This is a genomic window from Arthrobacter sp. Y3221048 (assembly GCF_059092685.1).
In genome coordinates, this window is sequence record NZ_JBNHHX010000003.1 from 599,248 (window position 1) to 623,444 (window position 24,197).

The window sequence follows — 24,197 nt, forward strand, 5'->3', positions numbered from 1 at the left end:
GGCCGCGCCGTCGTACTTTGCCTTGGCCGCGCTACGGCAACTGTAGGGCAGACACGGACGTCGATGTGCGGTAGCGTCCAACCATCACAGCGGTCCGGGCGTCTGGGGCGGCGTCGGTAATCCTTCGGAGGGAGACTCATGCTGCGGGGAATGAGTACGGTCAGCTACTACACCCCCGACCTGCCGGCGGCGGTCGAGTGGTACTCCGACCTGCTGGGCAAGAAGCCCTACTTTGAGCAGCCGGGTTATGCGGAGTTCCGGGTCGGCGACTACGAGCATGAGTTGGGGCTGATCGACACCCTGCATGCTCCCCCGGGACACGCCATCGACCCGGGCGGTGCGATCCTCTACTGGCATGTGGACGATGTGAGGGCCGTGCGGCAGCGCCTGCTGGAGAAGGGCGCGAAGGAATTGGAGCCCGTCACGGAACGCGGCCACGGATTTGTCACGGCCTCGGTCGTGGATCCGTTCGGCAACGTGCTCGGCATCATGCAGAACCCGCACTATCTGGAGATGCTGCGCTCCTCCGCTCCGGAGGCCTGAAGCGTAGGCGCTGCAGCCACCGCTGCCCGGGTGGCTGCACCGCCCAGTTCACCGTCAGGGTGGTGAAGGCCCACCGGAAGCGCTTGGTAAACGCGGCCCTGCCGGCGAAGATCCGGCCGGCGGCACCGACGCTCAGCCGCCGGTCAAACCGGATCCGCGCCCACGGAGCCAGTTGGAAGCTGAGGTCCAGGTCGTCGTGGATGTCCGGCCGGTCGCGGTGGATGCCTGCCTTAACCCGTTCCCAGGCAGTCCGTCGCATGGCGAAGTTCGATCCCCATACCGGCAGGGCCGCCATCGCGAGGCAGGCGCCGAACCGATAGCCGGAGCCATAGGCGGCGGAGGCGAGCCGGGCCACCGGCCGCGGCAGGTCGTAGAACACGCCCGGCCCGGTCAGCGCGTCGAGGCCGGGATCGGCGTCGAAGGCGGCACCGATCCGTGCCAGCCAGTCGGCGTGGGGACGGGTGTCGGCGTCACAGCGGACGATGACGCCAGCGCGGGCGGCATCGAAGCCCGGGACGTCGGCGTCGAAACCGGCAGCGGCGGCGTCGTACCCCGCAGCCGATGCCGCCGGGATGCCGGGCCGTGGTTCGACGACGACGCGCGCCCCGGCGGCCCGTGCCACGTGGGCCGAGGAATCGGTGCAGTTGTTGTCCACGACGACGACCTCGAAGGCGGGACGAGTCTGCCGCCCCAGCAGCGCGAGGCATTCGGCGAGCGCCGCGGCGTCGTCGAGCACCGGGATCACCACGGTCATGATGGTTTGATGGCGGCCTTCGCGACGGTCCGCCGCGGCGCCGTCGCCCCGCGGTCTCACCGGACTCCCGCGTACCAGATCAGCAGCATGGTGACCAGGAAACCGACCACATAGTTCAGCCACAGGAACCGTCTCCACCCCGCGTTCGCGGCGGCCGAGCCGGCGTCGTCAATCCCGGCGAAGCGCAGCACGTTGGCCAGGTAGGGCAGGGCCAGGAGCCCGGCCAGCGGCCCCGGCCAATCGGTGGCCAGCATCAGCAGCCCGGCCGCGGCATAGGCAACGGCGGAGACCAGCACGGTACGGCGGGCACCCAGCACCGTGCCGATCGACCCGAGCCCGGCCTCGCGGTCCGGGACCACATCCTGCACCGCGCCGAAGGCATGGCTGGCCACGCCCCACAGGAAGTACGCGGCCAACAGCACCCACAGCCCCGGGGTGAAGTCGGCGCCGGCCAGGACCAGCCCGTAGACCGCGGGCGAGACGAAGTGCGTGCTGGAGGTCAGCGAGTCCAGGAACGGCCGTTCCTTGAACCGCAGCCCCGGCGCACTGTAGGCGTAGACCGCGGCCAGCGAGACCAGCAGCACCAGGTTGGATGCCATGCTGCCGGTTACCGCCAGGACCGCGATGAACGGCATCGTGGCCACGGCACTGGCCTGCAGGATCGCGCGGTGACGGGTTTTGTCCACCACCGCGCCCTCGGCCCCGCCCTTGCGCGGGTTGAGCAGGTCCGATTCGTAGTCGAAGACGTCGTTGATGCCGTACATGGCGAGGTTGTACGGGACCAGGAAGAAGATGGTGCCCACCAACAGCAGCCAGTCGATGCCGCCGGAAGCCAGCAGGTACCCGGCGGCGAAGGGGTAGGCGGTGTTGACCCAGGACACCGGCCGGGAGGTGATGACCAGTTCGCGGATCACGGCGACTCTCCTCCCCCTTCGGCTCGGCCTGCTGCGCCGCCGGGACCGTGGCGGGTATCGAGACCGGCAGTTCGGTCGGCGCGGCCGCTGGCCCCGTCATCGGCACGACGGCGGCGATCCCCTCCCGCGAGCATCAGCCACAGCGCGGGCAGCAGCAGCGCGGCGCCCAGCGGGTAGGCAAAGTCCTCGATCGGCGCCAGGCCGATCCGGAGTCCGGCCAGTGCGTGCCCGCCGTAGTCGAACAGCCCGGAGGCGATCATGACGTTGTCGAACACGGCGGTGAGCACCCACAGCGCCGCGACGGACAGGCCGGCCGCCGCCGCGGCCCCGCGGGGCACCCGCCTGGCCAGGACCGCGGCCAGGGCCGCGGCACCTGCGACGCCGAGGAAAACGGCATTCAGCTCCAGGAAACTCACGCCGGACCACCGCCCGCCGTCGCGCCGTCGTCGTGGCTGACCAACTGCGCTCCGGCCGTGCCGACACCCCGCCGGTGCCGGCCCCACGCCAGCAGACCGGTGAACAGGACCATGGTTTGGTAGCAGAGGAAGGCCAGGAAGAAGGCCTCCTCCAGCGGCAACTCCGGCCCCAGCATGATGCCGGTCATCAGCGGCGAGTCGCGGTGCACGAAGATTCCCAGCGCGATTGCCCACACGTCCCAGGCCAGGAAGTAGGCCAGTCCGATGGCCAGGGTGACGGCGGCCGCGACCGGCCGGGCGAAGAAGAACAGCCGGTAGCGCGCGTCCAGCAGGGCCATGCAGCCCAGCAGCGCCACCAGCACGGCCAGGTAGATCATGCGCCCCTCCCCGCACCATCCGACGACGGCGCCTGGCCGGCCGCCGGGTCCGGTTCCGGCAGGGCCCCGGGCGTCCCGATCCCCTGCACGGCCTTGAGCACCAGCTCGGCACTGATCACGCACATGGGCACGCCGATGCCCGGCCGGACCGAGCTGCCGGCGTAGTGCAGCCCGCCCACCCGGCGGCTCCGGTTGCCCGGGCGCAGGAAAGCGCTCTGCCGCAGGGTATGCGCCGGACCCAGCGCGCTGCCGCGCCAGGCGTTGAAGCCGTCCGCGAAGTCCGCCGGGCCGTAGGTGCGGCGGACGGCGATCCGGCCGCGCAGGCCAGCCGCGCCAGTCCAGGCGGCCAGCTGGTCGATGGCAGCATCCGCGACCGCTTCCACGACGGCCGCCCCGGAACCGTCGTCACCGCCCGAGCCCCAGGCCGGCGCCGCCGGTGCGGGGACCAGGATGAACAGGTTCTCGTGCCCGGCCGGCGCCACGCCGGCGTCGGTGGCACTGGGTTTGCAGACATAGATGGAGGTCTCCCGTGCCAACGCCCGTCCGGAGCGGATTCGGCTGAAGTTCTCCCTCCAGTCCCGGGTAAAGAGCAGGTTGTGGTGGGCCAGCTGCGGCAGCGTCCCGCGCACGCCCAGGCAGACCAGCACGGCGCTGGGTCCGGGGTCGCGGCGCCGCCACACCCGTTCCGGGTGGCTGCGCACGGGCGCCGGCAGCAGTACGGTCTCCACGTGGTGCAGGTCCGCCGCGGCGACGACGACGCCCGCCGCCGTGCGGTGTTCGGCACCGTCGGCATCCGACCAGAGCACCGCCTCGCAGCGGGCCTTCGCGCCGGACTGCCCGGTGACGATCCGCCGGGCGGTGGCCCGGGTTTCGATCCGGACGCCGGCCTCCCGCGCCAGCCGCTCCATCGCATCGACCAAGGCGGCGAACCCGCCCATCGGGTAGTACACGCCGTCGTCCAGGTCCAGGTGGCTCATCAGGTGGTACATCGCCGGCGCACGGTACGGACTGGTTCCCAGAAAAACCGCCGGGTACCCCAGCACCTGATGCAGCCGCGGGTCCGTGAACCGTTCGCGGACGTAGCGGTCAAGGCTCCAGCCGAGCAGCTTGGCCAACCGGGGCGCCCGGCGCAGCACGTGCGGGTGGGCCAGGTTGCGCAGGCTGGCGAAGTCGTCGTACAGGAAGTGCTCCTTGGCCAGCCGGTACGTTTCCGCTGCCTCATCAAGGTAGCGGTGCAAGGCCGGCCCGGACCCCGGCTGCAGGCCTTCAAAGAGGCCCGCCGCATTTTCGCGGCCCGAGCGCACTTCGGTGGCCTCCAGATACCCCTCAAACCAGATGCGGTAGCCGGGGTCCAGCCTCACCAGCTCCAACTGGTCCGCGGCGCTGGTGCCCATCAGCTTGAACCAGTGGTCGATCACCTCCGGCATCAGGTACCAGGACGGGCCGGTGTCGAAGCGGAAGCCGTCGCGCTCGTGCCGTCCCGCCCGGCCGCCCAGCCCGGAACGTTGCTCCAGCAGTGTGACGCGGTGCCCGGCCCGGGCCAGCAGCCCAGCCGTTGCCAGTCCCGAGACCCCGCCGCCGATCACCACCACCGGTTGGCCTGCGGAGCCGCCGGCGTGAGCCGTTCCCGCTGCCCGCCGGCGAGGGGACAGCCTGTCCGTGAACGACGTCGGGCCCATCAGGCGGCGATCCTTCCGCGCAGCCGCTGGCGGGCAAGGATCCGCAGGGCGATCGCCGCCTTCTGCGGCGTGCCGACCCGCACCCGGCGGGAGAGCAACTCGTCCGCCGGTATCCGCTCCAGCCGGTCCGCCAGCGCGCTGAACAAGGCATGGGCCAGTGCGACGGCGGTGCAGGCGCCGGGCGGGAGCAGCCCGATGCCCCGCTGCGCGGCGGCAAGATCCGCGCGGATGTCGGCCACCAGCGCGAGCTTCCGTTCCTCGTTTAACGCCTCGGCGCCCGACTGCTGGAAGTAGCTGCGGCCCAGTTCGGCCCGGTCGGCGGCGAGGTCGCGCAGGAAGTTGACCTTCTGGAAGGCGGAGCCGAGCCGGCGGGCGGCGGCGGTGAGCTCGTCGTCCCGGCCGGGCATCGCGCCGGGCATCGTTTGGAACACCCGCAGGCACATCAACCCCACCACTTCGGCGGAGCCGTAGATGTAGTCCACCAGCGAATCGGAAGTGTGTTCGGCCACCGTAATGTCCGCGCGCATCGAGGCGAAGAACGGCCGGGTCAGGTCGACGCCGATGCCGCACGCGCGCGCGGTCCCCGCGAACGCGTGCACCACCATGTTGGTGCTGTAGCCGGTCAGCAGCGCGGTTTCGGTCTCGTGTTCCAACCGGTTCAGCTGGTCGCGCACGGCCACGGCGTCGAGCCCCGCCGCCGCAGCCGCGCCGTCCACCGCTTCGTCGGCCACCCGAACCAGCGCATAGACGTTGGCTATGTGCCGGCGCTCCTCCGGCCCGAGCAGCCGGCACGCCAGGCCGAAGGACGTGGAATAGCGGGCAATCACGACGCCGGCACTCCGGCCGGCGGCGTCGGTATATCGGAGCAGCGGGTTCGGTTCCATGGCCGCTAGTTCCCCCTCGTCAGCACGTGATTGCAAACCCGTTCCAGTTCGCTCCACGCGCCGGCGTCCAGCGGCAGGCTGCGGGACTCCTCGAGCGCTTCGTCCACCAGGCGGCGGGCCAGCCCCATTGCCTGCGTGTCCGCCCCGCAGTCCTTGAGCGCTGCGCGGACCTCGCCGACCCCCGCGGCGCCGCGCCGAAACGCAGCCAGCAGGCCATCGAATCCGTCCGCCTCTGCCGCGTACGCGGTCAGCACGGTGCGTTTACCCTCGCGCAGGTCGGATTCGGCAGACTTGCCCGTGGTACCGGGCTCCCCGAAAGTCCCCAGAACGTCGTCCACGATCTGGTAGGCCAGGCCGATGCGGCGACCCACCGCAGCGAGCGCTTCTGCCGGCTGCCGGTCGGCACCGGCCAACAGCGCCCCGGCTTTCAGCGGCGCCTCGAACGAGTAGGCCGCCGTCTTCAAACTTTCCATGCCGAGGACGTCACCCAGGAGCGGGCTCTCCGTCGAGGCGGACAGCAGGACATCGTCGAGTTCGCCCGCCGTCGAGGCAAAGACGGCGTCGTGGACCGTATCCATCAAAACGTCGGCGCACGGCAGCCCCGCTCCGGAGCTGCCGGCCATCCGCAGGGCACCGGTCAGCAAGAGGTCGCCGGCAATGATCGACGCCGAGTGGCCCAAGTGTTCGGCCTCGGGGCGGGACGACCCCAGACCCACGGCGTCGTCCCGGTAACGGGCTCCGATGGTCGGCAAGCCGCGGCGGAGGAAGTCCCTGTCTATGACGTCGTCGTGCACTACCAGCGCCGTGTGCAGCAGCTCGAACGCCGCCGCAAGCCTGGCACAGCGGCGCGGATCCTCGCCGCCGAAGGATCTATAGGCGAGGTGCACCATCCTGGGCCGCATCCGCTTGCCGCCACCCAGCGCAGCATCAATGCGGTCCCACAGCACGGGGAAGGAACGCGAGAGCGTGCCGGCCCGGGCGCGATTCCCTGCCGCGAAACGCTGAAGTTCCGACTCGACGAGGGGACCTAGGCGTTGCCAGTCACAGGAGTCCGACGCTGCCCCGGCGCTCGCGCGGCTTTCGGCGTCCAGAGTCATGACTGACCTTCTCCCCAAGGTGGGGACGCGATGGCTGCCCCCGTCAAATCTGCAAATTCGTTGTTCCATAGTGTGCGTCACTCCGCCCCAGTACGCGACCATTGCCACCGGTTGGCGGGGCCCGGATCCCCAAGTAGCTGGTCGTTTTGGCGGGCCCGGCGCCAATGTCGGCCAAAGGCTTGCCAGCGGCTGTCCCATCATGGAAAGTGGTAAGCACACTTAGCATCGTTGGGGTATATCGTCCGGACCCCGGCGCCATGTGAGGCCGGTCAAGGCTTCCTCGCGAAAAGGAAAAAACCATGACACCGACACCCCAACAACCTGTCACCGACGACAGCATCAAGGTCCGCCAGCTCAGCCATTACCAGTTCACCTGGGTGGCCGGCGAGCCAGGCGCCCCGGGCACCTGGACCCTGCAACTGGTCCTCGACCAAGGCGCGTGGGAAGAGGTGCTGACGCTGGACGCCGACGACGCCGACAACCTTCAGGACCTCCTCTCCACCGCGGAGACCGTGTACTACGACATCAAGCGCCGCACGCTGATGTTCGGCACCGCCAAGGCCGGCCACCACTAGCCGTCGCTGGTGGAACCAGCCGGGCACTAAGCAGACAACGGTTTCCGCGCGGGCGGCTGTGCTGCCATGCTGGTTGCGTGACAACAATCTCGACCGAACCGCCCCGGACCGCACTGAGCTGGAAACTGGTGCCGGCGGTGTTCCTCTCGGCGTCTGGCGTGCTGCTGTTTGCCGTCGAGAACGGCCCCCTTGGCTACAGCCTGCTCGCGCTAAGCATTGCTACGGCGGCGCTGGTCGACCTGGAGTTTGTGCGGCACCTCGGGCTGATCGCCGCGGGAATGCTGATCATCAGCCTGGTCCCGCTGAACGCCGACCTGAGCATCGGGCACATGGCCCTGATGGGCGGCGCCCTCGCGTTGGCCGTCCTGGTGCCGTGGCTGGTGTCGAGGTTCGTCTACCGCGAGAAGATCATCAGGTTCCCGGTCAACACCGGCCGCAAATGGCCGCTGTCTGCCAAGCTGTACCTCATCGGCGTCGTGGCGCTCGGCTATTTCATCCTGCCGGTGTACCTCGTCAGCACGGGCGTTTACCAAAACTGGCCGGATGCCTCCGACCCCACGATCTTCTGGCGGCTCTTCCTCGGCGTGAACGCCGTGGGCATCTGGGACGAACTGTTCTTCATCTGCACCACGTTCACGCTGCTGCGCCGGCACTTTCCCGACTGGCTGGCCAACATCCTGCAGGCCGTCGTGTTCTCGTCCTTCCTGTGGGAAATCGGATACCAGGCCTGGGGGCCGCTGCTGACCTTCCCGTTCGCGCTGCTGCAGGGCTACACCTTCAAGCTGACGAAGTCGTTCACCTATGTCGTGTCCGTGCACCTGATCTTCGACTTCGTGCTGTTCCTGGCGCTGGTCCACGCGCACAACCGCGACTGGCTGCCGATCTTCCTGTACTAACCCCTCTGCTCCCGCCCGCACCCAGGATGCAACGGGCCCGGCGACACTCCCTGCAGTGGGAGTGTCGCCGGGCCCTGGTGCGGCTTGGCGCGCGGGAAGGCCGCCGCCGGGCTACTTCGTCTTCTTGGCCGCACCCTTTTCGGTCTTGGCGCCTTCGGTAGCCAGTTCACCGGCGCTGTTTTCCAAGTGTGCGCGCATGAACCACTGGAAAAGCTCCAGCTCGGCGGTCTGGCCGATCAGCATATCCTCCGTGACCGGATCGATCTCGCCGACGGTTTCGATGGCCTCGCGGTGGTCGGAGATCACGCCGTTGTACACGACGTCCAGGGCGGCCAGATGCTCGGCGGTCCCGGCACGGTGGATGTCGTAGTCATCCCAGCTGCGTTCCTTGACCAACGCGCCGGGCAAACCGTTCGGCGAGACGCCCAAGGTGGCGATGCGCTCGGCGGTCTCGTCGATCATGGCGCGGACCTTTTCAATCTGCGGGTCCAGCATTTCGTGGACGCCGATGAAGTCGCGGCCCACCACGTTCCAATGTGCGTGCTTGAGCGTCAGCTGCAGGTCGTTGAGGGCGTGAAGCCGCATCTGCAAGAGGTCCGCGACCTTGACACCCTCTTCAATTTCGAGCCCCGGTACGGTGTAGCTTGCCTTCGATCGGTTCGTTTCCGCCATGAGAAACCTCCTTGTGTAGGTGCTGCCGCTTGTCGGCGTGCTGCTATTTCCAACCTAGCCATGGCCGGCGGTTTCGTCCCGTCGGCGCCGCTTCCGTCAGCCAAGGGCGAAATTCAGCACCCTTACTAATCTCCCGGGGCTCCCCTCGCGACGAACCGAATGACGACGGCGGAGACCAGCACCACCGCCGCGCAGATGCCGGCAGCAATCGCGGTGCCCTCGTCGACCAGCCCGCCATCCAGTCGTCCGACGGCGATCCACGCCAGCCCCCAGGTGGTGGCCAGGGCCGGCGCCATCCGGCCGCGGCTGTACAGGGCGGTCCCGACGCCGATCGCCGCCGCCACGGCGAGCACGATGGAAGACAGCAAGGTCACCGGGAGTCCAATGCCGTCCAGCCCGGACGCGGCGAGGACGGCGGAGGTGTTGGCGACCGTGGCCACCGTGACCCAGCCCAGGTACAGCCCGAAGGTGCCGTCGGTGATCAGGGTGTCCTGCCACGCGCCGGAAGTCGACCAGACCAGCAGCACGAGGATGCGCGCCAGCACCGCCAGCAGGACAACAATCACCGTCAGGCTGAACACCAACAGGCCCGCCTGCACCACCCAGATCCAGGCCGCGTTCAGGAGCATGGCCGCCACGGCCCAGGGCCGCAAGGCCGCGTGCCGTTCCGACTGCCGCTGCGCCGGCAGCAGTTGCCACACCGCGTAGGCCAGCAGGCCCAGGTAAATGACCGACCAGATACGGAAGGCCGCCGAGGCAGGGGCCAGCGGCGTCGAGTCTTCGTTCAACCAACCCCCTGCCGCCTCCTGAATCGGCGTCCCCAGGAGCACCCCGCTGCCCAGGAAGGCGGCGGCTATGGCCACCAGGGAACTGACCAACACCAGGATCGGCACGGCCGGTCCGGTCCTCGTCTCCGTTTGCTGCTGCATGATTCCTCCGGCTGTCGACGGATGTTAGGTGCGCTGCGAGACTTTCCTGTCTTGACCGGAGGGACAGCTAGGTGTCGAGGGTGCCGCGGACGATGCTGACGCTGGAGTGCTCGGGGTTACCGTCCAACGGTTCGTCCGAAACATCGACGATGGGGAACTGCGACAGGTCCAGCCCTTCCGGGATGGCGAACCTACCGGTGTCCGACTCCATCACGCCGAGGCTGACCAGGGCGGACAAATCCGGCGCTATGAGCCACACCTCCTGATATCCCTGCGCCTCGTTCTCACTCAGCCGGATCTCAAGTTCCCTCGTGCCGTTGGCTTCCACCACCCGGGCCGTTCCGGTGGCCGCGTATTGCTCCAGCGGCTCCAGCGCCGCCTGCGCCAGGGTGGCGGCGTCGCGGGTGACGCCCCAGGAGATGCCGATGGCGGCAATGATCGCCACCGCCGCCGCGGCGGCCAGCCAGGCGGGCAGGTGCCGGGAGGGCAGGCGCCGGGAGGAGGGAGGTCCGGCCGGGAGGCGTCGGGCAGCCTGGGGCTTGGCAGGCACCCCCCGGGATGACGGGGTCCGGAACGGCCGGCGCCCCGCCGGGGCGGTCTCTGCACGGCCCTGCAAAGGGTCCGCGGCCAGTTCGGGGGAAAGCGCCAGCTCCCGGTGAATGGTTTCCCAGACCGCCGGGCCGGGTGAGTCCAGGGTCGGTTCGGGGTCGGCCCTCACTGCCTCCACCGCCCGGCGGAGCGCCTGGTACTCGTCCGAGCACTGGCTGCAGTGGCGCAGATGGTCCCTGTCGGACTGGTTGCCGACGGCGTCGTCCAGCGCCAGCAGGCTGATCAGTTCCGGATCAAGATGCTGCATGGCCGACCTCCAAACGGCTCCTCAGGTGGTGCAAACTGCGATGAATATGGCTCTTGACGGTACCAACGGGAAGGTCCAGCCGGTGGGAGATCTGCTCGTGGGTCAGATCCTCGTAGAACGCCAAGCGCATGATGGAGCCCTTGGGTTCGCCCAGCCGCTCCAGCTCGTCGTCCAGCAGCAGGCGGTCTGCGAGGACTTCCGGCGACTGTGCGTCCCGGGCGAATTCGGGGTCGGGCATTACCGCCGAAACGGCCCGGAGTTTGTGCTGCTCCCGGGCGGCGGAGGAATACGCATCAGCGATGGCGCGGCGGGTGATTCCCACGATCCACGCCGGCAACCGGCCGAGCGCGGGATCAAATCCTTCCCGGGCTCGCCAGGCCCGGATAAATACTTCCTGCGTGATGTCGTCCGCCGCGGACTTGTCCCGCAGTGCCCTGGCGGCCAGCGTGTGGACGAGCGGGGCCAGGTGCCGGTAAGCATCGGCGATGGCAGACTCCTCGCCGGCAGCAAAGGCCGCATCGATGTCCGTGTCCCACGCATCGAAAGGATGAGGTACCAAGCCTGCGTCCTTCCGGTTGGTGGGAGGAAACGCCACGCTAACAGGTGTTGAAGGACCGGAGAAGTCAGTCAGGAACTGCCGTGACAACCACATTGTGGCTGTAATCCTCTCGTGCGTCCAGCCATTGGCCACCGCAGGTGACCAGCTTGAGCAGCGGTTTTCCATCACGGCGAAAGATCCCCTGTCCGTCGAAATCGTCCTTGTCCATCAGCGCCACCTCGGTGACACGGTAGGTGACGGGCTCGGCCGCCTCCCGTTCGACCGTGATGAGGGTGCCCGGCTCGAGCTGCCTCAGTTCGGAGAAGGGAGCCATGCCCGTCAGGGTGTCGACGTGGGCCGCCAGCACCGCGGTCCCCGTCCGGTCACCCGGCGCGGCACCGTAGCGGTACCAACCCGCCCGCTTAACCGACTTGGGGATTTCCATGGCGTTGTCAGTGTTGACGCCGACGTCGACGACGCTCACATCGATTGACGTACCGGCCACGAGCAGCCGGGTGGGCGGTGTCTCGTCGCTGGCGGTGGTCGGTGGTGCGGCGGGCTGCACCGGGATATCCGCAGGATCCGGGATCTTGTCGACCATCGATACCGCGGTATCCACGGGCCCGGCTGGGGTTTTTTCAGCTGCCGGGGAAGCGGCCGGTACCACCTGCCGGCTCGCGGCCGGCTGCATCGGTGCGGCACAGCCGGTAGCGGCGATCAAGACACCGCAGCACAGGAGCCCTGCGCGGGTGCCCATCGTCGTCGTCAGTACGGTCATGATTCTTTCCTCAAGGGGTGGTTGCCGGTGCCGGAGCGATGGAAGCCGGCGGCGCCCCGGGCTGGCGCCGCCGGCTTCTTCAGACCCGTCGCAGTTAGTCGGTGGTGCGAACCGCTTGCCTGCGACGGGCGACTGCGCCGGTGCCGAGGAGCAGCAGCACTGCTCCGCCGGCAACCGCGGCGATGGTGTAGTCCGGGCCGGACTCCGCGGCCGCGCCCGACATGCCGCCCGGCACTGCACCGGGTGCGGAATGCAGTCCTTCTATGTTCTGCACCGCCAGAGCCAGGTTGCCGTCCTCCAGGCTGCCCCAGGCGTAGACGACCGTGTGGGTGCCCTCCGCCACCGGCACGTCGGCCGGCCCGATCACCGGCTCGGTGGTGCCCGCCGCAGCCACAGCCGCGGAGATCGTGCTCGGGTCCAGGGTGAGGGTCTGTTCGTTCGGGTTGGACAGGCCTTCGATCACCGGTGATCCGCCCGCCAGCACATCGACGGCGGGGGCGGCGGCCGTGTGACGCACAGTCAGCTTGCCCTTGCCGGCGTCGATGGCCGAGACGTCGTTGGCGAACAGGTTGGCGGTGGGATTGCCCTCGGCGTCCAGGTTGGCCACGGCCGTGTAGTTGCCGCCGCCCTCCAGTTGGACATCCACCGGGCCGATGGCGGGGCTGTCGGCGTTCTCGGCGTCCGAGGCGGTGATGGCCAGCGAGTACGCGCCGGCAGGCAGGGCCAGCGGGCCGGCCAGGTCGCCGGGAGCGAAATCATCCAGCGTCCGCTCGCCGTTGACCCACACGTCCACGGTCAAATCCGGGACGCCGTGCAGGACCGAAAGCTGGGCTTCCTGTTCCGCTGCTTGGGCGGGACTTGCCGCGCCGAGTGCCAGAAGCCCCAGGGCTGAAACGGTAACGATGCTCTTGCGCATTTCCTTCTCCTTCAACGGCCCGGATGCTCCGGGCTGATCGGTGCTTACATCCCTACTACTGTCCGGGCGGGGTATTTGGATGCACTTTCATGAAAGTTTTTTTCAGCCATCGCCAGGGGTGGCGAGCACCGCCGTCGTCGTCCGTTCCATGCAGAGCCGCGGAAGACGCTAAGTTTTTCCTATGGCTACGGAAGATCGCGTTAACGAACACTCAAAAGGCCGGACCGAGACCTTCGAGGAGAAGCTGGACCGGAACTGGAACGAACTGCTGCAGGAACTGCGGGTGATGCAGACCGGCGCGCAGATCATCACGGCGTTCCTGATGACGCTTCCGTTCCAGAGCCGCTTCAGCGATCTGGCCCCGTACCAGGTGGGTCTGTACATTGCGCTGCTGGTGCTCGCGGCGCTCATGACCGGGGTGATCCTGACGCCGGTGGCGATCCACCGCAAGCTGTTCGGGCTGCACCTCAAAGACGCGACCGTGGCGCACGGGCACCGGATCGTGAAGGTCGCGGTGCTGGGCATCGGGCTGCTGGCCACCGGCTGCGTGGCGTTCATCGTGGACGTGGTCGCCGGGGACGTCCCTGCCCTGGCGGTGGGCGGCAGCGTCCTGGTGGCGATGTTCTTCCTGCTGTGGATCCTGCCGTACCTGCTGCAGCGCGGGCTGCGGGGTTCAGAGGCGCGCTCCAGCGACTGACGTGTTGCGGCGCTTTCCGGGCCATTGACCCCGTGACAGGGTCCGGCGCGAGTGGAAGCATGGCGGCATGGCCACTGAACCGGAACCGACGCCGCAGCTGGTGCTGGTCACCGGTGCCACCGGCTACATTGGCGGGCGGCTGGTTCCGCGCCTGCTGGCCCGCGGCTACGCCGTCCGCGTCCTGGTCCGCTCACCGGGCAAGCTCGCGGCGGTTCCGTGGCACGACGACGTGGACATCGTTGCCGGCGACCTCGCCGACCCCGACGATGCCAAGCGGGCCTGCGCCGGCGTGCAGACCGTGTTCTACCTGGTGCACTCCATGGCCTCCGGAACGGACTTCGAAGGACGCGAACTGGCCATAGCCCGCACGGTCGCCGCCGCCGCTGCGGCGGCCGGGGCGCAACGGGTCGTCTATCTGGGCGGGCTGCATCCGGAAAACGTCGAACTCTCCCGCCACATGCGCTCGCGGGCTGCCGTGGGCCGGGCGCTGCTGGAAGGCGAGGTGCCGGCGGCGGTCTTCCAGGCCGGCGTCGTGATCGGCTCCGGTTCCGCCTCCTTCGAGATGATCCGGCATCTGGCGGAGAACCTGCCGGTGATGCCGGCGCCCAGCTGGGTGGAGCGCATCGTGGAGCCGATCGCCATCAGCGACGTGCTGCACTACCTGGAACGGGCGCCGGAGCTGCCGGCCGGACTGAACCGCACGTTCGACATCGGCTCCCGGGAGCGGATCACCTACGCGGGACTGATGTACGGGTACGCGCGCGAGGCCGGACTGGCGCGGCGGCTGATTTATGCACTGCCGATTCCGGCTCCCGCGCTGGCCGGCTGGTGGGTGGCGCTGACGACTCCGATCCCGCACGCCATGGCCGTGCCGCTGGTGCAGTCCCTGCAGCACGACGCCGTCTCCGCCGAGCACGACATCGACCGCTACATCCCGCCGCCCGAGGGCGGGCTGACCGGCTATCGCCGCGCGGTGCAGCTTGCGCTGGGCAAGATGGCCAGCGGCGAGGTGGAGACCAGCTGGACCAATGCTTCCAACAGCCCGCCGTCGGACCCGCTGCCCAGCGACCCTGAATGGGCCGGCCGGACCGTGTTCGTGGACGCGCGGGAACGCGGATCCACGGTTCCGGCCGAGGACGTGTGGCGGGTGATCCAGGGGATCGGCGGGGACAGCGGCTGGTACTCGTGGCCGGCGGCCTGGGCCATCCGGGGCGTACTGGACAAGCTGGTGGGCGGCGCCGGGCTCAACCGCGGCCGCCGGCATGCCGACCGGCTCAGCGTCGGCGACGCGGTGGACTGGTGGCGGGTGGAGGCCATCGAGGACGCACCGGAGCGCCGGCTGCTGCGGCTGCACGCGGAGATGAAGGTGCCGGGCCAGGCCTGGCTGGAGCTGTCGGTGGTTCCCGAGGACGGCGGCAGCGTGTACCGGCAGCGGGCCATCTACTTCCCTACCGGCCTTTCCGGCAAGCTCTACTGGTGGCTGGTGCTCCCCTTCCACGGACTGATCTTCCCGTCCATGGCCCGCAACATCATCCGGCGGGCCGCCGGGCTCCGGACGGCCGGTGACGCGACCGTCGGTGAGGCTGCCGGGCGCGGGGCTGCCGGTGACGCGATGGCCGGCAAGGGCTAGAGTGCCCAGCATGAACGAGCGACCGGACGACGGGCCCGCGGAAAAGTATCGACGCCCCGAGGGCCTCGACGACGCCACCCTCGAGGCCCTGGGCAAGATCTCCGAGGCGCTGGAAGCGGTGGAACACGCCCGCGGCCTGCTGTACGGCTTTCACCGGCTCACCGGTACGGCCGACCTGGCGCTGGGCGAGGCGGTGGAGCTGCTGCGCAAGGCCGGACACCATCAACTGGCCGAGCGGGTCGACCGGGAGATCGTGGGCCGCAACGTCATCGAGGGACATTGGACGTTCCAGATCATCGACGAGTACGACGAGATCTACTACGGCCCCTTCAAGGAGCTGGAGCGGCAAGCACGCGAGGCGCTGGCTGGCGGCCGCAAGCACCTGTTCGAGGCCGGGATGAAAGAGGACCGGCGCACTCACGGGCTCCGGAACCACGAGGCAAACGCCCCCGGCCAGCGGGACCCCGGCGGCTGACCTTGGCCGGCGCGGTCGCGTCGCCTGATCCCGGCAAGCACGCCCCCGGACCAGGCCTTTCCCGGGAAGGCCTTTGAGCCAGGACCGCCGGCGGCGGTTCCGGGCCTAAGCCTGTGGGTAGACAACCGCCAGCGGCAGCCGGCCGCAGGCCAGCACAACGAGCTCCCGGCCGGCGTACCGGTCGCCGCGGGGCGCCACGGTCCGGGGCCGGGCCGGACGACCGGCCGGGCTTCCCGGCTCGCCGCCATCCCCTTCCTCCGGACCGGACGCTGACACGGCACCCGGTGCCAGCAGCGTGCCGGCGGCCAGCTGGGGGTCGGCGGAGACCACCACGCGGCCGGCACGGTTGACCAGGGCCGCGGCAGGGTGCAGGCTCTTCAGCGCCGGCAGCAGCAGCGGTTCCAGCGATTCGACAAAGACGTCGGCCCCCGCCACGCCGACGCGCCGCTCCCCCGCTGCCACCGGGACCGTCATGGTCATGGTGTATTCGTCGGTGCAGAGGAAGTCCACGTAGGGTCCGGTGACATGCGGCAGGCCTGTTTCCATCGGCCGGGTGAACCACTCACGCCGCATGTAGGCGTCGGACGCCGATGCCAGGGCGGGCAAGACCAGCCGCTCCATGCTTTCGCCCTGCCACCACGCCATGTGCCAGGAAGCGTCGGCCACGGCGTGGGCGGCGGCCACAAAGCCGGCGCCGACCACGGGCCATTCCGCCCTCCTCACCAGCTCAGCGGCCAGCGGCTGCATGGTCGTGGTCACCTGCTTGCCGCCCGGCGGCCTCGCCGGGTCCCCAAACAGCCCGGCCAGGGCCGGTACCCAGGCGTTGACTGCGGCCAGGATGTCTTCGAAGAATCCGGTGACCTCGGCGAGCGGATCCGCGGCACGTGTCGCTGCCGGTTCGGTCATGGAACTCATCCCGTCCTCCTTTGGGCGGTAGCGGGCGTCGGACCGGCGGGCCGGTCGGTCAGCCGGGCATGTTCATCGATCAGCGCCGCCAATCCGGCCTGGATCTGCGCGGTCACTGTTTCACGCGCCGTCGCGGCATCGGCTGCGGCAACCGCATCGGCGATGCGGTCGCACAACTGCACCATTGTGGCGTCGAACTCCGCGTCCTCGTGCAGCAGCGACATCAACGGACCAAAGTCCTTGTAGAGCCGGACGAACTCACGCGTCAGCCGCGCCGACTGGCTCAACGCTGCCAGCTCCAGCAGGAAATCACCGACGACGGCCCCGCCGGTGCTTGTCGGACGGGAGCCATGCAGGATCCGGCGCAGCATTTCGGCGTCGTCGGGGTCCGCAAAATCCGCCGCCAGTTCGGCGGCGGTCGCGGCAATGGCACGGTAATGGATGGCCAGGTCGCGCAGCTCCACCCGGCTCATCCGGCCCAAGCGGTCACGGACCAGTTCCGCACGCCGTCCGGTGGGGACGGTGACGAAGGTACCTCCTTCGCGGCCCCGCCGGGTGGCCACCAGCCCGCGGGAACGCAGGCCGACCAAGGCTTCCCGGGCCGTCACCGTAGCCACCCCCATCGAGGAAGCCAGCTCGGCCTCGCTGGGCAGCCGGTCGCCGTCGGCCAGCACACCCGCGGCAATCCCTTCCAGAATCCGGTCCTCCACGCGCTGCGCCTTGCCGCCCTCACCCAGCGGGGCGAAGACCGCGGCGAGCAAGCGCTGGCGAGGCGGGGAATCCGTGGGCATGCGTCGATCCTTCCAGACGGACCGCCCGCAGGACGGCAGGACGCGGCGGAGGGCCGCCGCCGGAACAGCCCGTAACAAAAAATCTACACGATGTGACCCGCTTTACATTTAACCTCTGGTTTCATAGGTTAACGCAAGACGATGTAGTCCACGCCACATCAGCCTCTTGAAAGGACCCAGCCGTGCACGCCACAGCCACCTCCGCATCCACTGCCCCGGACAGCACGGCGGCCGCCGCTACGCCTGCCATCTCCCTGCAGCAGGTCGTGAAGACCTTCGGCGACTTCACCGCCGTGAAAGGCCTGGACCTGGACATCCGCCAGGGCGAGTTCTTCTCGCTGCTCGGCCCCTCCGGCTCCGGCAAGACCACCGTGCTGCGGATGATCGCGGGCTTCGAGCTGCCCAGCTCCGGCCGCATCGACCTGGCCGGCCGCGACGTCACGTCCAAGGCACCGTTCGAACGCGACGTCAACACCGTTTTCCAGGACTACGCCCTCTTCCCGCACCTCAGCGTGGCGCAGAACGTGGAGTATGGGCTCAAGCTGCGCAAGACGCCGCGGACCGAGCGCCGCAAGCTCGTGAACGAGGCACTGGAGATGATCCGCCTGCCCCAGGTGGCCGACCGGCTGCCCTCCCAGCTCTCCGGCGGCCAGCGCCAGCGCGTTGCCCTGGCCCGGGCGCTGGTATTGCGTCCGCAGGTGCTGCTCCTGGACGAACCCCTCGGCGCACTGGACAAGCAGCTGCGCGAACAGATGCAGGTGGAGCTGAAGCAGATCCAGCGCACCGTGGGAATCACGTTCGTCTTCGTCACCCACGACCAGGAAGAAGCGCTCACGCTCTCGGACCGCGTCGCCGTGTTCAACGAAGGAGTGGTGGAGCAGGTGGGCACGCCGGAGGATCTGTACGAACGCCCCGGCAGCCGGTTCGTTGCGTCCTTCCTCGGCAACACCAACCTGGTGGAGGGCGCACTGGCCCAACAGCTCACCGGTTCCGAGGCGCTGCTGAGCATTCGGCCGGAGCGAATCCACATCCGCCCCGCGGACGAGCCCGCGGCGGCCGATGGCCTCTCCACCGTGGATGCGGTGATCGAGGAGGTCATCTACACCGGTCCCGCCACCCGCTTCGTGGCGCGCACCGCCGTCGGCCAGACCCTGATTGTCCAGGAGCCGAACGATTCCCGTGCCTCCGGCGCCCGGCGCGGCGACCGGGTCCGGCTGCAGTGGTCCTCGCGCTTCAACTACACCGTCTAGTCCCGCACCAACTACATCACTACGCACCCGAAGGAAAGGCACCCCATGAAGATCACCAAGGCACTGCCGCTGGCGGCACTCGCCTCGCTCTCGCTGGTCCTGGCCGGCTGCGGCGGCTCCGCTCCCGCTTCGTCCGCCGGCGGCATCCAAGTCCCGGACTTACCTGTGGCCACCGAGGTGGGCGACTCCGAGGGCGAAGTCAACATCATCGCCTGGGCCGGCTTCGTCGAGGACGGCTCCACCAATCCCGACGCCGACTGGGTCACCGAGTTTGAAAAAGAGACCCAGTGCAAGGTCAACCGCAAGGTCGGCGCCACCAGCGACGAGATGGTCCAGCTGATGCGCACCGGCGAGTACGACCTGGTCTCGGCCTCCGGCGACGCCTCGCTGCGCCTGATTGCCGGCGGCGACGTGGCCCCGATCAACACCGACCTGATCCCGAACTTCGGCCACATCGTGGACGGCCTGAAGGGCCAGATCTACGACACGCTCAACGGCAAGACCTACGGCGTTCCCATCGGCCGCGGCGCCAACGTCCTGATGTACAACACCGAGGCGGTGCCCGAAGCCCCGGACTCGTGGGAAGCCACCTGGGACCCGAACAGCGAATACGCCGGCGAGATCATGGCCTACGATTCGCCGATCTTCATTGCCGACGCGGCCCTCTACCTGATGGCCACGCAGCCGGATCTGGGGATCACCAACCCCTACGCGCTGGATCAGGAGCAGCTTGCCGCAGCGGTGGAACTGCTCAAGGCCCAGAACGACATCGCCGGCGAGTACTGGAACGATGCGCTGAAGGCCGTCTCCTCCATCTCCTCCGGGACCGCGTCCCTGGGCACCGGCTGGCAGGTCATCGTGAACATCGCCCAGGCCGACGGCGGAAAGGTCGAGTCCGTGCTGCCGAAGGAAGGCGCCACCGGCTGGTCCGACACGTGGATGCTCTCCGCGCAGTCCAAGAACCCCAACTGCGCCTACCAGTGGATGGACTGGGCCTCCTCCGCCGAGGTGAACGCCAAGATGGCCCAGAACTTCGGCATGGCCCCGGCCAACGCGCTGGCGTGCGAAGGCTCCAAGGAGAACGAGGAGCACTGCGCCACCTACCACGCCACGGACGAGGATTACTACAAGCAGGTGTGGATGTGGACCACCCCGGTGGAGCAGTGCATTGACGGCCGCACGGATGCCACCTGCACCAACTACCAGGAGTGGACCAAGGCCTGGACCGAGGTCAAGGGCTAACCCCTCCCTCCAGCACCCCTCCCCAGGCAGGGGTGCGGCGCGCGGTGAGCACCGTCGTCGTACCCCTGCCATGGAGGCACTCCCCCAGCACGACGCCGGTGCCCCGCCGGCCGTGCGCACCGCATCTTGATCAGCACCGCATCTGAAGGAGGAACGGCGGGCAAGCCCGCCGGAAACCACCATGGCAGCACCAACGATTGAACCGGAGGCCGCGGCCGGCACCGCCCCGGCGCCGGGCAGCCAGCGCGGCGGACTGGGCGACCGGATCTCCCGACTGCTGTACGGCCGCCCGAAACTGCGCTTGGCCGCACTCCTGACCCTGCCGCTGGCGTGGCTGGGCGTGCTGTACATCGGATCGCTGATCCTGTTGTTCATCACCGCGTTCTGGACCACCGACACCTTCACCTCCAAAGTGATCCCGGCGTTCACCGTGGAGAACTTCGTGGAGATCCTCACCGTGCCGGCCTACCAACTGACCGCGTTGCGGACCATCGGCATCGCACTGTCCGTGACGGTGCTGTGCGCCGTGCTGGCGCTGCCGCTGGGCCTCTACATGGCCAAGGTCGCCTCGCCGCGGATGCGGGCCGTGCTGGCCATCGGCATCACCTTGCCGCTGTGGGCCGGCTACCTGGTGAAGGTGTTCTCCTGGCGCATCACGTTCATGAGCGGCGGGCCGCTGGACTGGCTGCTGGCGCCGCTGGGCATGACCGGGCCGGGCTACGGCACCGCGACACTGATCATCACCCTGGCCTACCTGTGGTTCCCCTACATGGCCGTGCCGGTGTACTCGGCCTTCCGCCAAATCCCGGACAACCTGTTCGATGCCTCCTCGGACCTGGGCGCGAAGGCGTGGTCCACCGTGCGCACCGTGGCCGTCCCGCTGCTGAAGCCGGCGTTCATTGCCGGGTCCATCTTCACGTTCTCGCTGAGCCTGGGCGACTACATCGCCGCGCAGTTCGTGGGCGGCAAGACGCAGGTGATCGGCACCGTGATCGCCTCCAACATCAACCTCAATCCGCCGCTGGCCGCCGCATTCGGCACCGTGCCCATCGTGGTGGTTGTCCTGTATCTCTTCCTGGCCCGCAAGTCCGGCGCCCTCAAGCAGCTTTAGGAACAGACCGATGAGACTTTCCTCCTCCGCCAGGTTCACGCTGCGGCTTTTCGCCGGGCTGGTGATGGCCGCGATCTACCTGCCGTTGCTGCTGGTGATCCTCAACTCGTTCAACGCCACCACCTCCGGCGCCTTCCCCATCACGGAACTCACCACCCGCTGGTGGGAGGCCGCCTTCCACAATGAAGGCGTCCGCGAGGCCCTCTGGACGTCGCTTCGCGTGGCCGCGGTAGCCACGGTGATTGCGCTGCTGCTGGGCACGATGATCGCGTTCGCGCTTTCCCGGTACGACTTCTTCGGCAAGAACACCGTCAACCTGCTGGTGGTGCTGCCCATCGCCCTGCCCGGCATCGTCACCGGCGTGGCACTGAACAACACGTTCAAGACAGTGTTGGAGCCGCTCGGCATCGGCCTCGGGCTGTTCTCCGTGATCGTGGGTCACGCAACGTTCTGCATCGTCATGGTGTTCAACAACGTGCAGGCCAGGCTGGGCCGGATGAACAAGGGCCTGGAGGAGGCCGCGATGGACATGGGCGCCAACGTGGTCAGGACCTTCTTCCAGGTCACGTTCCCGGGTTTCCGCTCGGCGTTCGTGGCCGGCGGCCTACTGGCCTTCGCGTTGAGCTTCGACGAGATCGTGGTGACCACGTTCACGGCACCGCCCGGAACGGAGACCCTGCCCATCTGGATTTTCAACAACATGGCCCGGCCCAACCAGGCACCGGTGGTAAACGTGATCGCTGCCGTGCTGATCATCGTGTCGATGATCCCTGTCTACCTCAGCCAGCGGATGACCGGAGACGACAAGAAATAGGCAACAGCAGGAACGGCGCGGGTTCCCGGTTTCCGGGGTCCGCGCCGTTCGTCTAGCTTCCCGCGGCGGGTTGTGCTTCCACGGAGGCGGCCAGGCCCAGTTCGTCCTCGCCGAGGTCCGCGAAGTAGGCCTCGACGGCGGCGCGGTCCACCTCCGCGAGCGTGGCCGGGTTCCAGCGCGGATTGCGGTCCTTGTCGATCACCTGGGCGCGCACGCCCTCGGCGAAGTCCGGAGCGGCGACCAGCCGGATGCCCAGGCGGTAGTCCTGGTCGAGCACCTCCTCCAGCGTCTCCATCCTGCCCGCCCGGCGGAGGGCCTCGAGCGTAAGCTTCACGGCCGTGGGCGACTTCATGGCAATCTCCTCGGCGGCGGCCTGCGCGGCCGGGACCGGGGAGTTCCGCAGGGCGGCGAGGATCTGCTCAGCGTCGTCGTGCGCGTAGCACTCATCGATCCAGTGGTGTTCCTTTTCCAGGTCCGACGCCGGGATGTCCGTGTGGGAGAAGGCCGCCATGGCTTCGATGGCCGGGGCTTCGGCGAGCGCGGCCGCCAGGGCCGGAAGCTCCGCGCTGTCCACGAAATAGTCGGCCAGGCCCATCGCGATGGCATCGGCTCCGGTCCCGGTGCCTGCGGTCAGCGCGAGGTGGGTGCCCAGCTCGCCCGGTGCCCTGGAGTACAGGAAGCAGCCCCCGACGTCGGGGATGAACCCGATCCGGGTCTCCGGCATGCCCACCTTGGTCCGCTCGGTCACCACGCGGTAGGAGGCGTGTGCCGACACTCCGACGCCGCCACCGAGCACCACGCCGTCCATGAACGCCACGATCGGCTTGGGGTAGCGGGAGATCAGCGAATTCATCCGGTACTCGTCTTCCCAGAAGACCTGGTCGCCGCCGTCCTTCATATGCCGGTAGATGGCCACGATATCGCCGCCGGCGCACAGTCCACGTTCCCCGGCGCCGGAAATCAGGACGGTCTCCACGGCGTCGTCCTCGGCCCACTCGCGGAGGGCCGCCGTGATCGCCGTGATCATTGAGTCGTTGAGGGCGTTGATGGCCTTGGGGCGGTTCAGGACAATATGGCCCAGGCGGCCGGTGCGCTGCAGCAGTATCTCGTTGGTATTCATCGCAGGCCAGCCTACCCGGCGGCGGCCGCCGCGTCAGCGGGCTTGGGTGCCGTTCGTCGGCGACAAACCGGCCGGAGGCGGCAACCGTTAAAGGGCGGCCGCCCGTGTTCGGCCTCTCGACGCCGGGAGGTGGGCGGCCTATCCTGCACGAATGACCCATCCCGACGCGGAACCGGGCACGCAACCGGCATCAGGATCTCCGGAACCGCGCACGCAGCCGGCATGCGGACCTCCGGGACCGCCGCTGCGCCGGCGGCCCGTCTGGGCCGTTGCGGCCTCGTGCCTGCTGCTGGGGGCCGGGCTGTTGGTCCTGGGGCTTGCCGCGGGAGGCGCGGCGGCGCCGCCCTTGCCGGGTCTGCCCACGGCGGGAGCGGTGACAGCTTGGGGACTGCCGGCTGCCACGCTGCTGGCCACCGTCAGCCTGGTCCTGGGCGCCGGCTTCGCCTGCGTGGCGCTGCTTAGCCTGCCTGCCGGGACGCAAGAGCTCTCGGTCGCCGGCCGGGGGCTGGTCGGCGTGGCGGCGGTCCTGGGAGCCGCCGCAGTGCCGGCCGTGTTGTTCCGCCTCTGGTTTACCGGGAGCGAACTGCTCGGCGTTCCCGTCGCCCAGTTGGACCCCGCGGAGTTGGTGCGGGTCGTTTTAGAGGTCAGGCCCGGCAGGGTCCTGCTCTTTCAGGCTGTACTGACGGTCGTGGCGGCGCTGACCGCATGGTTCTCGCGCACGGCCACGGGCGCGGGACTGGCGCTGATCCTCCTGGTGGCGGCCCTCGCCATGCCGCCGCTGACGGGCCACGCCTCCAGCCACGACGAACACTTCCTGGCGGTTGCCAGCCTGGGCATCCATGTGTCGGCCGCGGGCCTCTGGGCGGGCGGATTGGCGGGCGTGGCGTATCTGGCCCTGCAGGCGCCCGACGACTTCCTGCGGACCATGCGGCGCTACAGCACGCTGGCGCTGGCCTGCGCCACAGCGGTGGCTGCCAGCGGCCTGGTCAATGCCCTGCTCCAGGTGCAGGCCCCGGCCGCGCTGTTCTCCGGCTACGGGCTCCTGGTGTTGGGCAAGGCGGCGGCGTTTGCGCTGTTGATCGTGTGTGGCTGGCTGCACCGCCGCACGACGCTGCGCGCCTTTGCTGCCCAGGGACGTGCTCCCGCCGGCCGCCAGGCCGCGGCGGGTCCCCGGCTGCCGGCCGAGCCCGCACCGCTGCGGCCGTTCCTCCGGCTGGCCGCCGCCGAGCTCATGGTGATGGCGGCGGCCTACGGCCTGGCGATAGCGCTGGCGCGGACGCCCCTGCCCTAGCCGGTTCCGCCGCGCGGTCACGCGATGCGCGGGTGAGGGCTGGGAG

General features: G+C 69.0%; 27 protein-coding genes. 11 read left to right on the plus strand and 16 right to left on the minus strand.

Annotated features, from left to right (window positions below; genetic code table 11):
• Window positions 1-150: 150 nt before the first annotated feature.
• Window positions 151-543, plus strand: a complete 393-nt coding sequence (locus AC5RVS_RS11610; protein ID WP_494108236.1) for a VOC family protein — start codon at window positions 151-153, stop codon at window positions 541-543.
• Here the strand turns inward: AC5RVS_RS11610 and AC5RVS_RS11615 are convergent.
• Genes AC5RVS_RS11615 through AC5RVS_RS11645 form a run of 7 tightly spaced genes read right to left on the minus strand, consistent with a single transcriptional unit; the run spans window position 488 to window position 6,664 of the window.
• Window positions 488-1,357 carry a glycosyltransferase gene (locus AC5RVS_RS11615; protein ID WP_494108237.1) on the minus strand — a complete coding sequence of 290 codons (870 nt, stop codon included), beginning with the start codon at window positions 1,355-1,357 and terminating at the stop codon, window positions 488-490. The two genes, AC5RVS_RS11610 and AC5RVS_RS11615, sit on opposite strands and share 56 nt — an antisense overlap.
• The gene (locus AC5RVS_RS11620; RefSeq protein ID WP_494108238.1) at window positions 1,354-2,211 is read right to left on the minus strand and encodes a prenyltransferase; all 858 of its coding nucleotides are present in this window, start codon (window positions 2,209-2,211) and stop codon (window positions 1,354-1,356) included. Before AC5RVS_RS11620 ends, AC5RVS_RS11615 begins: the two co-directional genes overlap by 4 nt.
• On the minus strand, window positions 2,208-2,627 hold the full coding sequence (locus AC5RVS_RS11625; protein WP_494108239.1) for a lycopene cyclase domain-containing protein: 420 nt from the start codon (window positions 2,625-2,627) through the stop codon (window positions 2,208-2,210). Before AC5RVS_RS11625 ends, AC5RVS_RS11620 begins: the two co-directional genes overlap by 4 nt.
• A complete protein-coding gene (locus AC5RVS_RS11630; RefSeq protein ID WP_494108240.1) occupies window positions 2,624-3,004 on the minus strand; it encodes a lycopene cyclase domain-containing protein in 381 nt (126 codons plus the stop codon). Before AC5RVS_RS11630 ends, AC5RVS_RS11625 begins: the two co-directional genes overlap by 4 nt.
• On the minus strand, window positions 3,001-4,683 hold the full coding sequence (gene crtI, locus AC5RVS_RS11635) for a phytoene desaturase family protein (protein WP_494108241.1): 1,683 nt from the start codon (window positions 4,681-4,683) through the stop codon (window positions 3,001-3,003). Before crtI ends, AC5RVS_RS11630 begins: the two co-directional genes overlap by 4 nt.
• The gene (locus tag AC5RVS_RS11640) at window positions 4,683-5,567 is read right to left on the minus strand and encodes a phytoene/squalene synthase family protein (protein ID WP_494108242.1); all 885 of its coding nucleotides are present in this window, start codon (window positions 5,565-5,567) and stop codon (window positions 4,683-4,685) included. The genes crtI and AC5RVS_RS11640 overlap by 1 nt, the downstream gene beginning before the upstream one ends.
• Before the next feature lie 5 nt (window positions 5,568-5,572).
• Entirely contained in the window at window positions 5,573-6,664 is a 1,092-nt protein-coding gene (locus AC5RVS_RS11645) for a polyprenyl synthetase family protein (protein WP_494108243.1), read from the minus strand.
• Window positions 6,665-6,963: 299 nt separating this feature from the next.
• Here AC5RVS_RS11645 and AC5RVS_RS11650 point away from each other — a divergent pair, with 299 nt between their 5' ends.
• Complete coding sequence (locus AC5RVS_RS11650) at window positions 6,964-7,239, plus strand: hypothetical protein (RefSeq protein ID WP_494108244.1); 276 nt, start codon at window positions 6,964-6,966, stop codon at window positions 7,237-7,239.
• 77 nt (window positions 7,240-7,316) lie between these two features.
• Complete coding sequence (locus AC5RVS_RS11655) at window positions 7,317-8,135, plus strand: CPBP family intramembrane glutamic endopeptidase (RefSeq protein ID WP_493987740.1); 819 nt, start codon at window positions 7,317-7,319, stop codon at window positions 8,133-8,135.
• Window positions 8,136-8,246: 111 nt separating this feature from the next.
• Here the strand turns inward: AC5RVS_RS11655 and AC5RVS_RS11660 are convergent, their stop codons facing one another.
• From AC5RVS_RS11660 to AC5RVS_RS11685, 6 genes are all read right to left on the minus strand, one after another.
• The gene (locus AC5RVS_RS11660) at window positions 8,247-8,807 is read right to left on the minus strand and encodes a Dps family protein (RefSeq protein ID WP_493987739.1); all 561 of its coding nucleotides are present in this window, start codon (window positions 8,805-8,807) and stop codon (window positions 8,247-8,249) included.
• 125 nt (window positions 8,808-8,932) lie between these two features.
• A complete protein-coding gene (locus AC5RVS_RS11665; protein WP_494108245.1) occupies window positions 8,933-9,736 on the minus strand; it encodes a TspO-related membrane protein in 804 nt (267 codons plus the stop codon).
• A 67-nt stretch (window positions 9,737-9,803) separates the two neighbouring features.
• A complete protein-coding gene (locus AC5RVS_RS11670) occupies window positions 9,804-10,592 on the minus strand; it encodes an anti-sigma factor (RefSeq protein WP_494108246.1) in 789 nt (262 codons plus the stop codon).
• Window positions 10,579-11,151: an RNA polymerase sigma factor gene (locus tag AC5RVS_RS11675; protein ID WP_494108247.1), complete on the minus strand. Its 573-nt coding sequence runs from the start codon at window positions 11,149-11,151 to the stop codon at window positions 10,579-10,581. The genes AC5RVS_RS11670 and AC5RVS_RS11675 overlap by 14 nt, the downstream gene beginning before the upstream one ends.
• 64 nt (window positions 11,152-11,215) lie before the next feature.
• On the minus strand, window positions 11,216-11,908 hold the full coding sequence (locus AC5RVS_RS11680; RefSeq protein ID WP_494108248.1) for a class F sortase: 693 nt from the start codon (window positions 11,906-11,908) through the stop codon (window positions 11,216-11,218).
• Window positions 11,909-12,002: 94 nt separating this feature from the next.
• Window positions 12,003-12,824 carry a DUF4397 domain-containing protein gene (locus tag AC5RVS_RS11685; protein ID WP_494108249.1) on the minus strand — a complete coding sequence of 274 codons (822 nt, stop codon included), beginning with the start codon at window positions 12,822-12,824 and terminating at the stop codon, window positions 12,003-12,005.
• A 181-nt stretch (window positions 12,825-13,005) separates the two neighbouring features.
• Between AC5RVS_RS11685 and AC5RVS_RS11690 the strand changes: the two genes are divergently transcribed.
• From AC5RVS_RS11690 to AC5RVS_RS11700, 3 genes are all read left to right on the plus strand, one after another.
• Window positions 13,006-13,521 (plus strand): DUF6328 family protein, encoded by a 516-nt coding sequence (locus AC5RVS_RS11690; protein WP_493987733.1) that lies wholly within the window; start codon window positions 13,006-13,008, stop codon window positions 13,519-13,521.
• Between the two features lie 67 nt (window positions 13,522-13,588).
• Complete coding sequence (locus tag AC5RVS_RS11695) at window positions 13,589-15,151, plus strand: SDR family oxidoreductase (protein WP_494108250.1); 1,563 nt, start codon at window positions 13,589-13,591, stop codon at window positions 15,149-15,151.
• Between the two features lie 10 nt (window positions 15,152-15,161).
• A complete protein-coding gene (locus AC5RVS_RS11700; RefSeq protein ID WP_494108251.1) occupies window positions 15,162-15,626 on the plus strand; it encodes a hypothetical protein in 465 nt (154 codons plus the stop codon).
• 105 nt (window positions 15,627-15,731) lie between these two features.
• Here the strand turns inward: AC5RVS_RS11700 and AC5RVS_RS11705 are convergent, their stop codons facing one another.
• Both AC5RVS_RS11705 and AC5RVS_RS11710 read right to left on the minus strand, forming a co-directional pair.
• On the minus strand, window positions 15,732-16,541 hold the full coding sequence (locus AC5RVS_RS11705; RefSeq protein ID WP_494108252.1) for a PDC sensor domain-containing protein: 810 nt from the start codon (window positions 16,539-16,541) through the stop codon (window positions 15,732-15,734).
• On the minus strand, window positions 16,538-17,323 hold the full coding sequence (locus AC5RVS_RS11710) for a winged helix-turn-helix domain-containing protein (protein ID WP_494108253.1): 786 nt from the start codon (window positions 17,321-17,323) through the stop codon (window positions 16,538-16,540). The genes AC5RVS_RS11705 and AC5RVS_RS11710 overlap by 4 nt, the downstream gene beginning before the upstream one ends.
• A gap of 182 nt (window positions 17,324-17,505) precedes the next feature.
• Here AC5RVS_RS11710 and AC5RVS_RS11715 point away from each other — a divergent pair, with 182 nt between their 5' ends.
• From AC5RVS_RS11715 to AC5RVS_RS11730, 4 genes are all read left to right on the plus strand, one after another.
• The gene (locus tag AC5RVS_RS11715; protein ID WP_494108254.1) at window positions 17,506-18,573 is read left to right on the plus strand and encodes an ABC transporter ATP-binding protein; all 1,068 of its coding nucleotides are present in this window, start codon (window positions 17,506-17,508) and stop codon (window positions 18,571-18,573) included.
• A gap of 45 nt (window positions 18,574-18,618) precedes the next feature.
• Window positions 18,619-19,815, plus strand: a complete 1,197-nt coding sequence (locus AC5RVS_RS11720) for an ABC transporter substrate-binding protein (protein ID WP_493987727.1) — start codon at window positions 18,619-18,621, stop codon at window positions 19,813-19,815.
• Between the two features lie 181 nt (window positions 19,816-19,996).
• Window positions 19,997-20,926, plus strand: a complete 930-nt coding sequence (locus AC5RVS_RS11725) for an ABC transporter permease (protein ID WP_494108255.1) — start codon at window positions 19,997-19,999, stop codon at window positions 20,924-20,926.
• Window positions 20,927-20,936: 10 nt separating this feature from the next.
• On the plus strand, window positions 20,937-21,740 hold the full coding sequence (locus tag AC5RVS_RS11730) for an ABC transporter permease (protein WP_494108256.1): 804 nt from the start codon (window positions 20,937-20,939) through the stop codon (window positions 21,738-21,740).
• Between the two features lie 52 nt (window positions 21,741-21,792).
• Here AC5RVS_RS11730 and AC5RVS_RS11735 read toward each other — a convergent pair whose 3' ends face one another.
• A complete protein-coding gene (locus AC5RVS_RS11735) occupies window positions 21,793-22,860 on the minus strand; it encodes an enoyl-CoA hydratase/isomerase family protein (protein ID WP_494108257.1) in 1,068 nt (355 codons plus the stop codon).
• Window positions 22,861-23,011: 151 nt separating this feature from the next.
• On the opposite strand from AC5RVS_RS11735, the gene AC5RVS_RS11740 reads away from it, so the two are divergent.
• Complete coding sequence (locus AC5RVS_RS11740) at window positions 23,012-24,151, plus strand: copper resistance D family protein (RefSeq protein ID WP_494108258.1); 1,140 nt, start codon at window positions 23,012-23,014, stop codon at window positions 24,149-24,151.
• Window positions 24,152-24,197: the final 46 nt, after the last annotated feature.

Coding starts and splice junctions, on each gene's coding strand:
- AC5RVS_RS11670 (WP_494108246.1), bottom strand. CDS start 10,592: ATGCAGCATCTTGATCCGGAACTGATCAGCCTGCTGGCGCTGGACGAC.
- AC5RVS_RS11730 (WP_494108256.1), top strand. CDS start 20,937: ATGAGACTTTCCTCCTCCGCCAGGTTCACGCTGCGGCTTTTCGCCGGG.
- AC5RVS_RS11640 (WP_494108242.1), bottom strand. CDS start 5,567: ATGGAACCGAACCCGCTGCTCCGATATACCGACGCCGCCGGCCGGAGT.
- AC5RVS_RS11695 (WP_494108250.1), top strand. CDS start 13,589: ATGGCCACTGAACCGGAACCGACGCCGCAGCTGGTGCTGGTCACCGGT.
- AC5RVS_RS11720 (WP_493987727.1), top strand. CDS start 18,619: ATGAAGATCACCAAGGCACTGCCGCTGGCGGCACTCGCCTCGCTCTCG.
- AC5RVS_RS11685 (WP_494108249.1), bottom strand. CDS start 12,824: ATGCGCAAGAGCATCGTTACCGTTTCAGCCCTGGGGCTTCTGGCACTC.
- AC5RVS_RS11650 (WP_494108244.1), top strand. CDS start 6,964: ATGACACCGACACCCCAACAACCTGTCACCGACGACAGCATCAAGGTC.
- AC5RVS_RS11610 (WP_494108236.1), top strand. CDS start 151: ATGAGTACGGTCAGCTACTACACCCCCGACCTGCCGGCGGCGGTCGAG.
- AC5RVS_RS11710 (WP_494108253.1), bottom strand. CDS start 17,323: ATGCCCACGGATTCCCCGCCTCGCCAGCGCTTGCTCGCCGCGGTCTTC.
- AC5RVS_RS11660 (WP_493987739.1), bottom strand. CDS start 8,807: ATGGCGGAAACGAACCGATCGAAGGCAAGCTACACCGTACCGGGGCTC.
- AC5RVS_RS11735 (WP_494108257.1), bottom strand. CDS start 22,860: ATGAATACCAACGAGATACTGCTGCAGCGCACCGGCCGCCTGGGCCAT.
- AC5RVS_RS11680 (WP_494108248.1), bottom strand. CDS start 11,908: ATGACCGTACTGACGACGACGATGGGCACCCGCGCAGGGCTCCTGTGC.
- AC5RVS_RS11725 (WP_494108255.1), top strand. CDS start 19,997: ATGGCAGCACCAACGATTGAACCGGAGGCCGCGGCCGGCACCGCCCCG.
- AC5RVS_RS11690 (WP_493987733.1), top strand. CDS start 13,006: ATGGCTACGGAAGATCGCGTTAACGAACACTCAAAAGGCCGGACCGAG.
- AC5RVS_RS11740 (WP_494108258.1), top strand. CDS start 23,012: ATGACCCATCCCGACGCGGAACCGGGCACGCAACCGGCATCAGGATCT.
- crtI (WP_494108241.1), bottom strand. CDS start 4,683: ATGGGCCCGACGTCGTTCACGGACAGGCTGTCCCCTCGCCGGCGGGCA.
- AC5RVS_RS11700 (WP_494108251.1), top strand. CDS start 15,162: ATGAACGAGCGACCGGACGACGGGCCCGCGGAAAAGTATCGACGCCCC.
- AC5RVS_RS11665 (WP_494108245.1), bottom strand. CDS start 9,736: ATGCAGCAGCAAACGGAGACGAGGACCGGACCGGCCGTGCCGATCCTG.
- AC5RVS_RS11705 (WP_494108252.1), bottom strand. CDS start 16,541: ATGAGTTCCATGACCGAACCGGCAGCGACACGTGCCGCGGATCCGCTC.
- AC5RVS_RS11630 (WP_494108240.1), bottom strand. CDS start 3,004: ATGATCTACCTGGCCGTGCTGGTGGCGCTGCTGGGCTGCATGGCCCTG.
- AC5RVS_RS11645 (WP_494108243.1), bottom strand. CDS start 6,664: ATGACTCTGGACGCCGAAAGCCGCGCGAGCGCCGGGGCAGCGTCGGAC.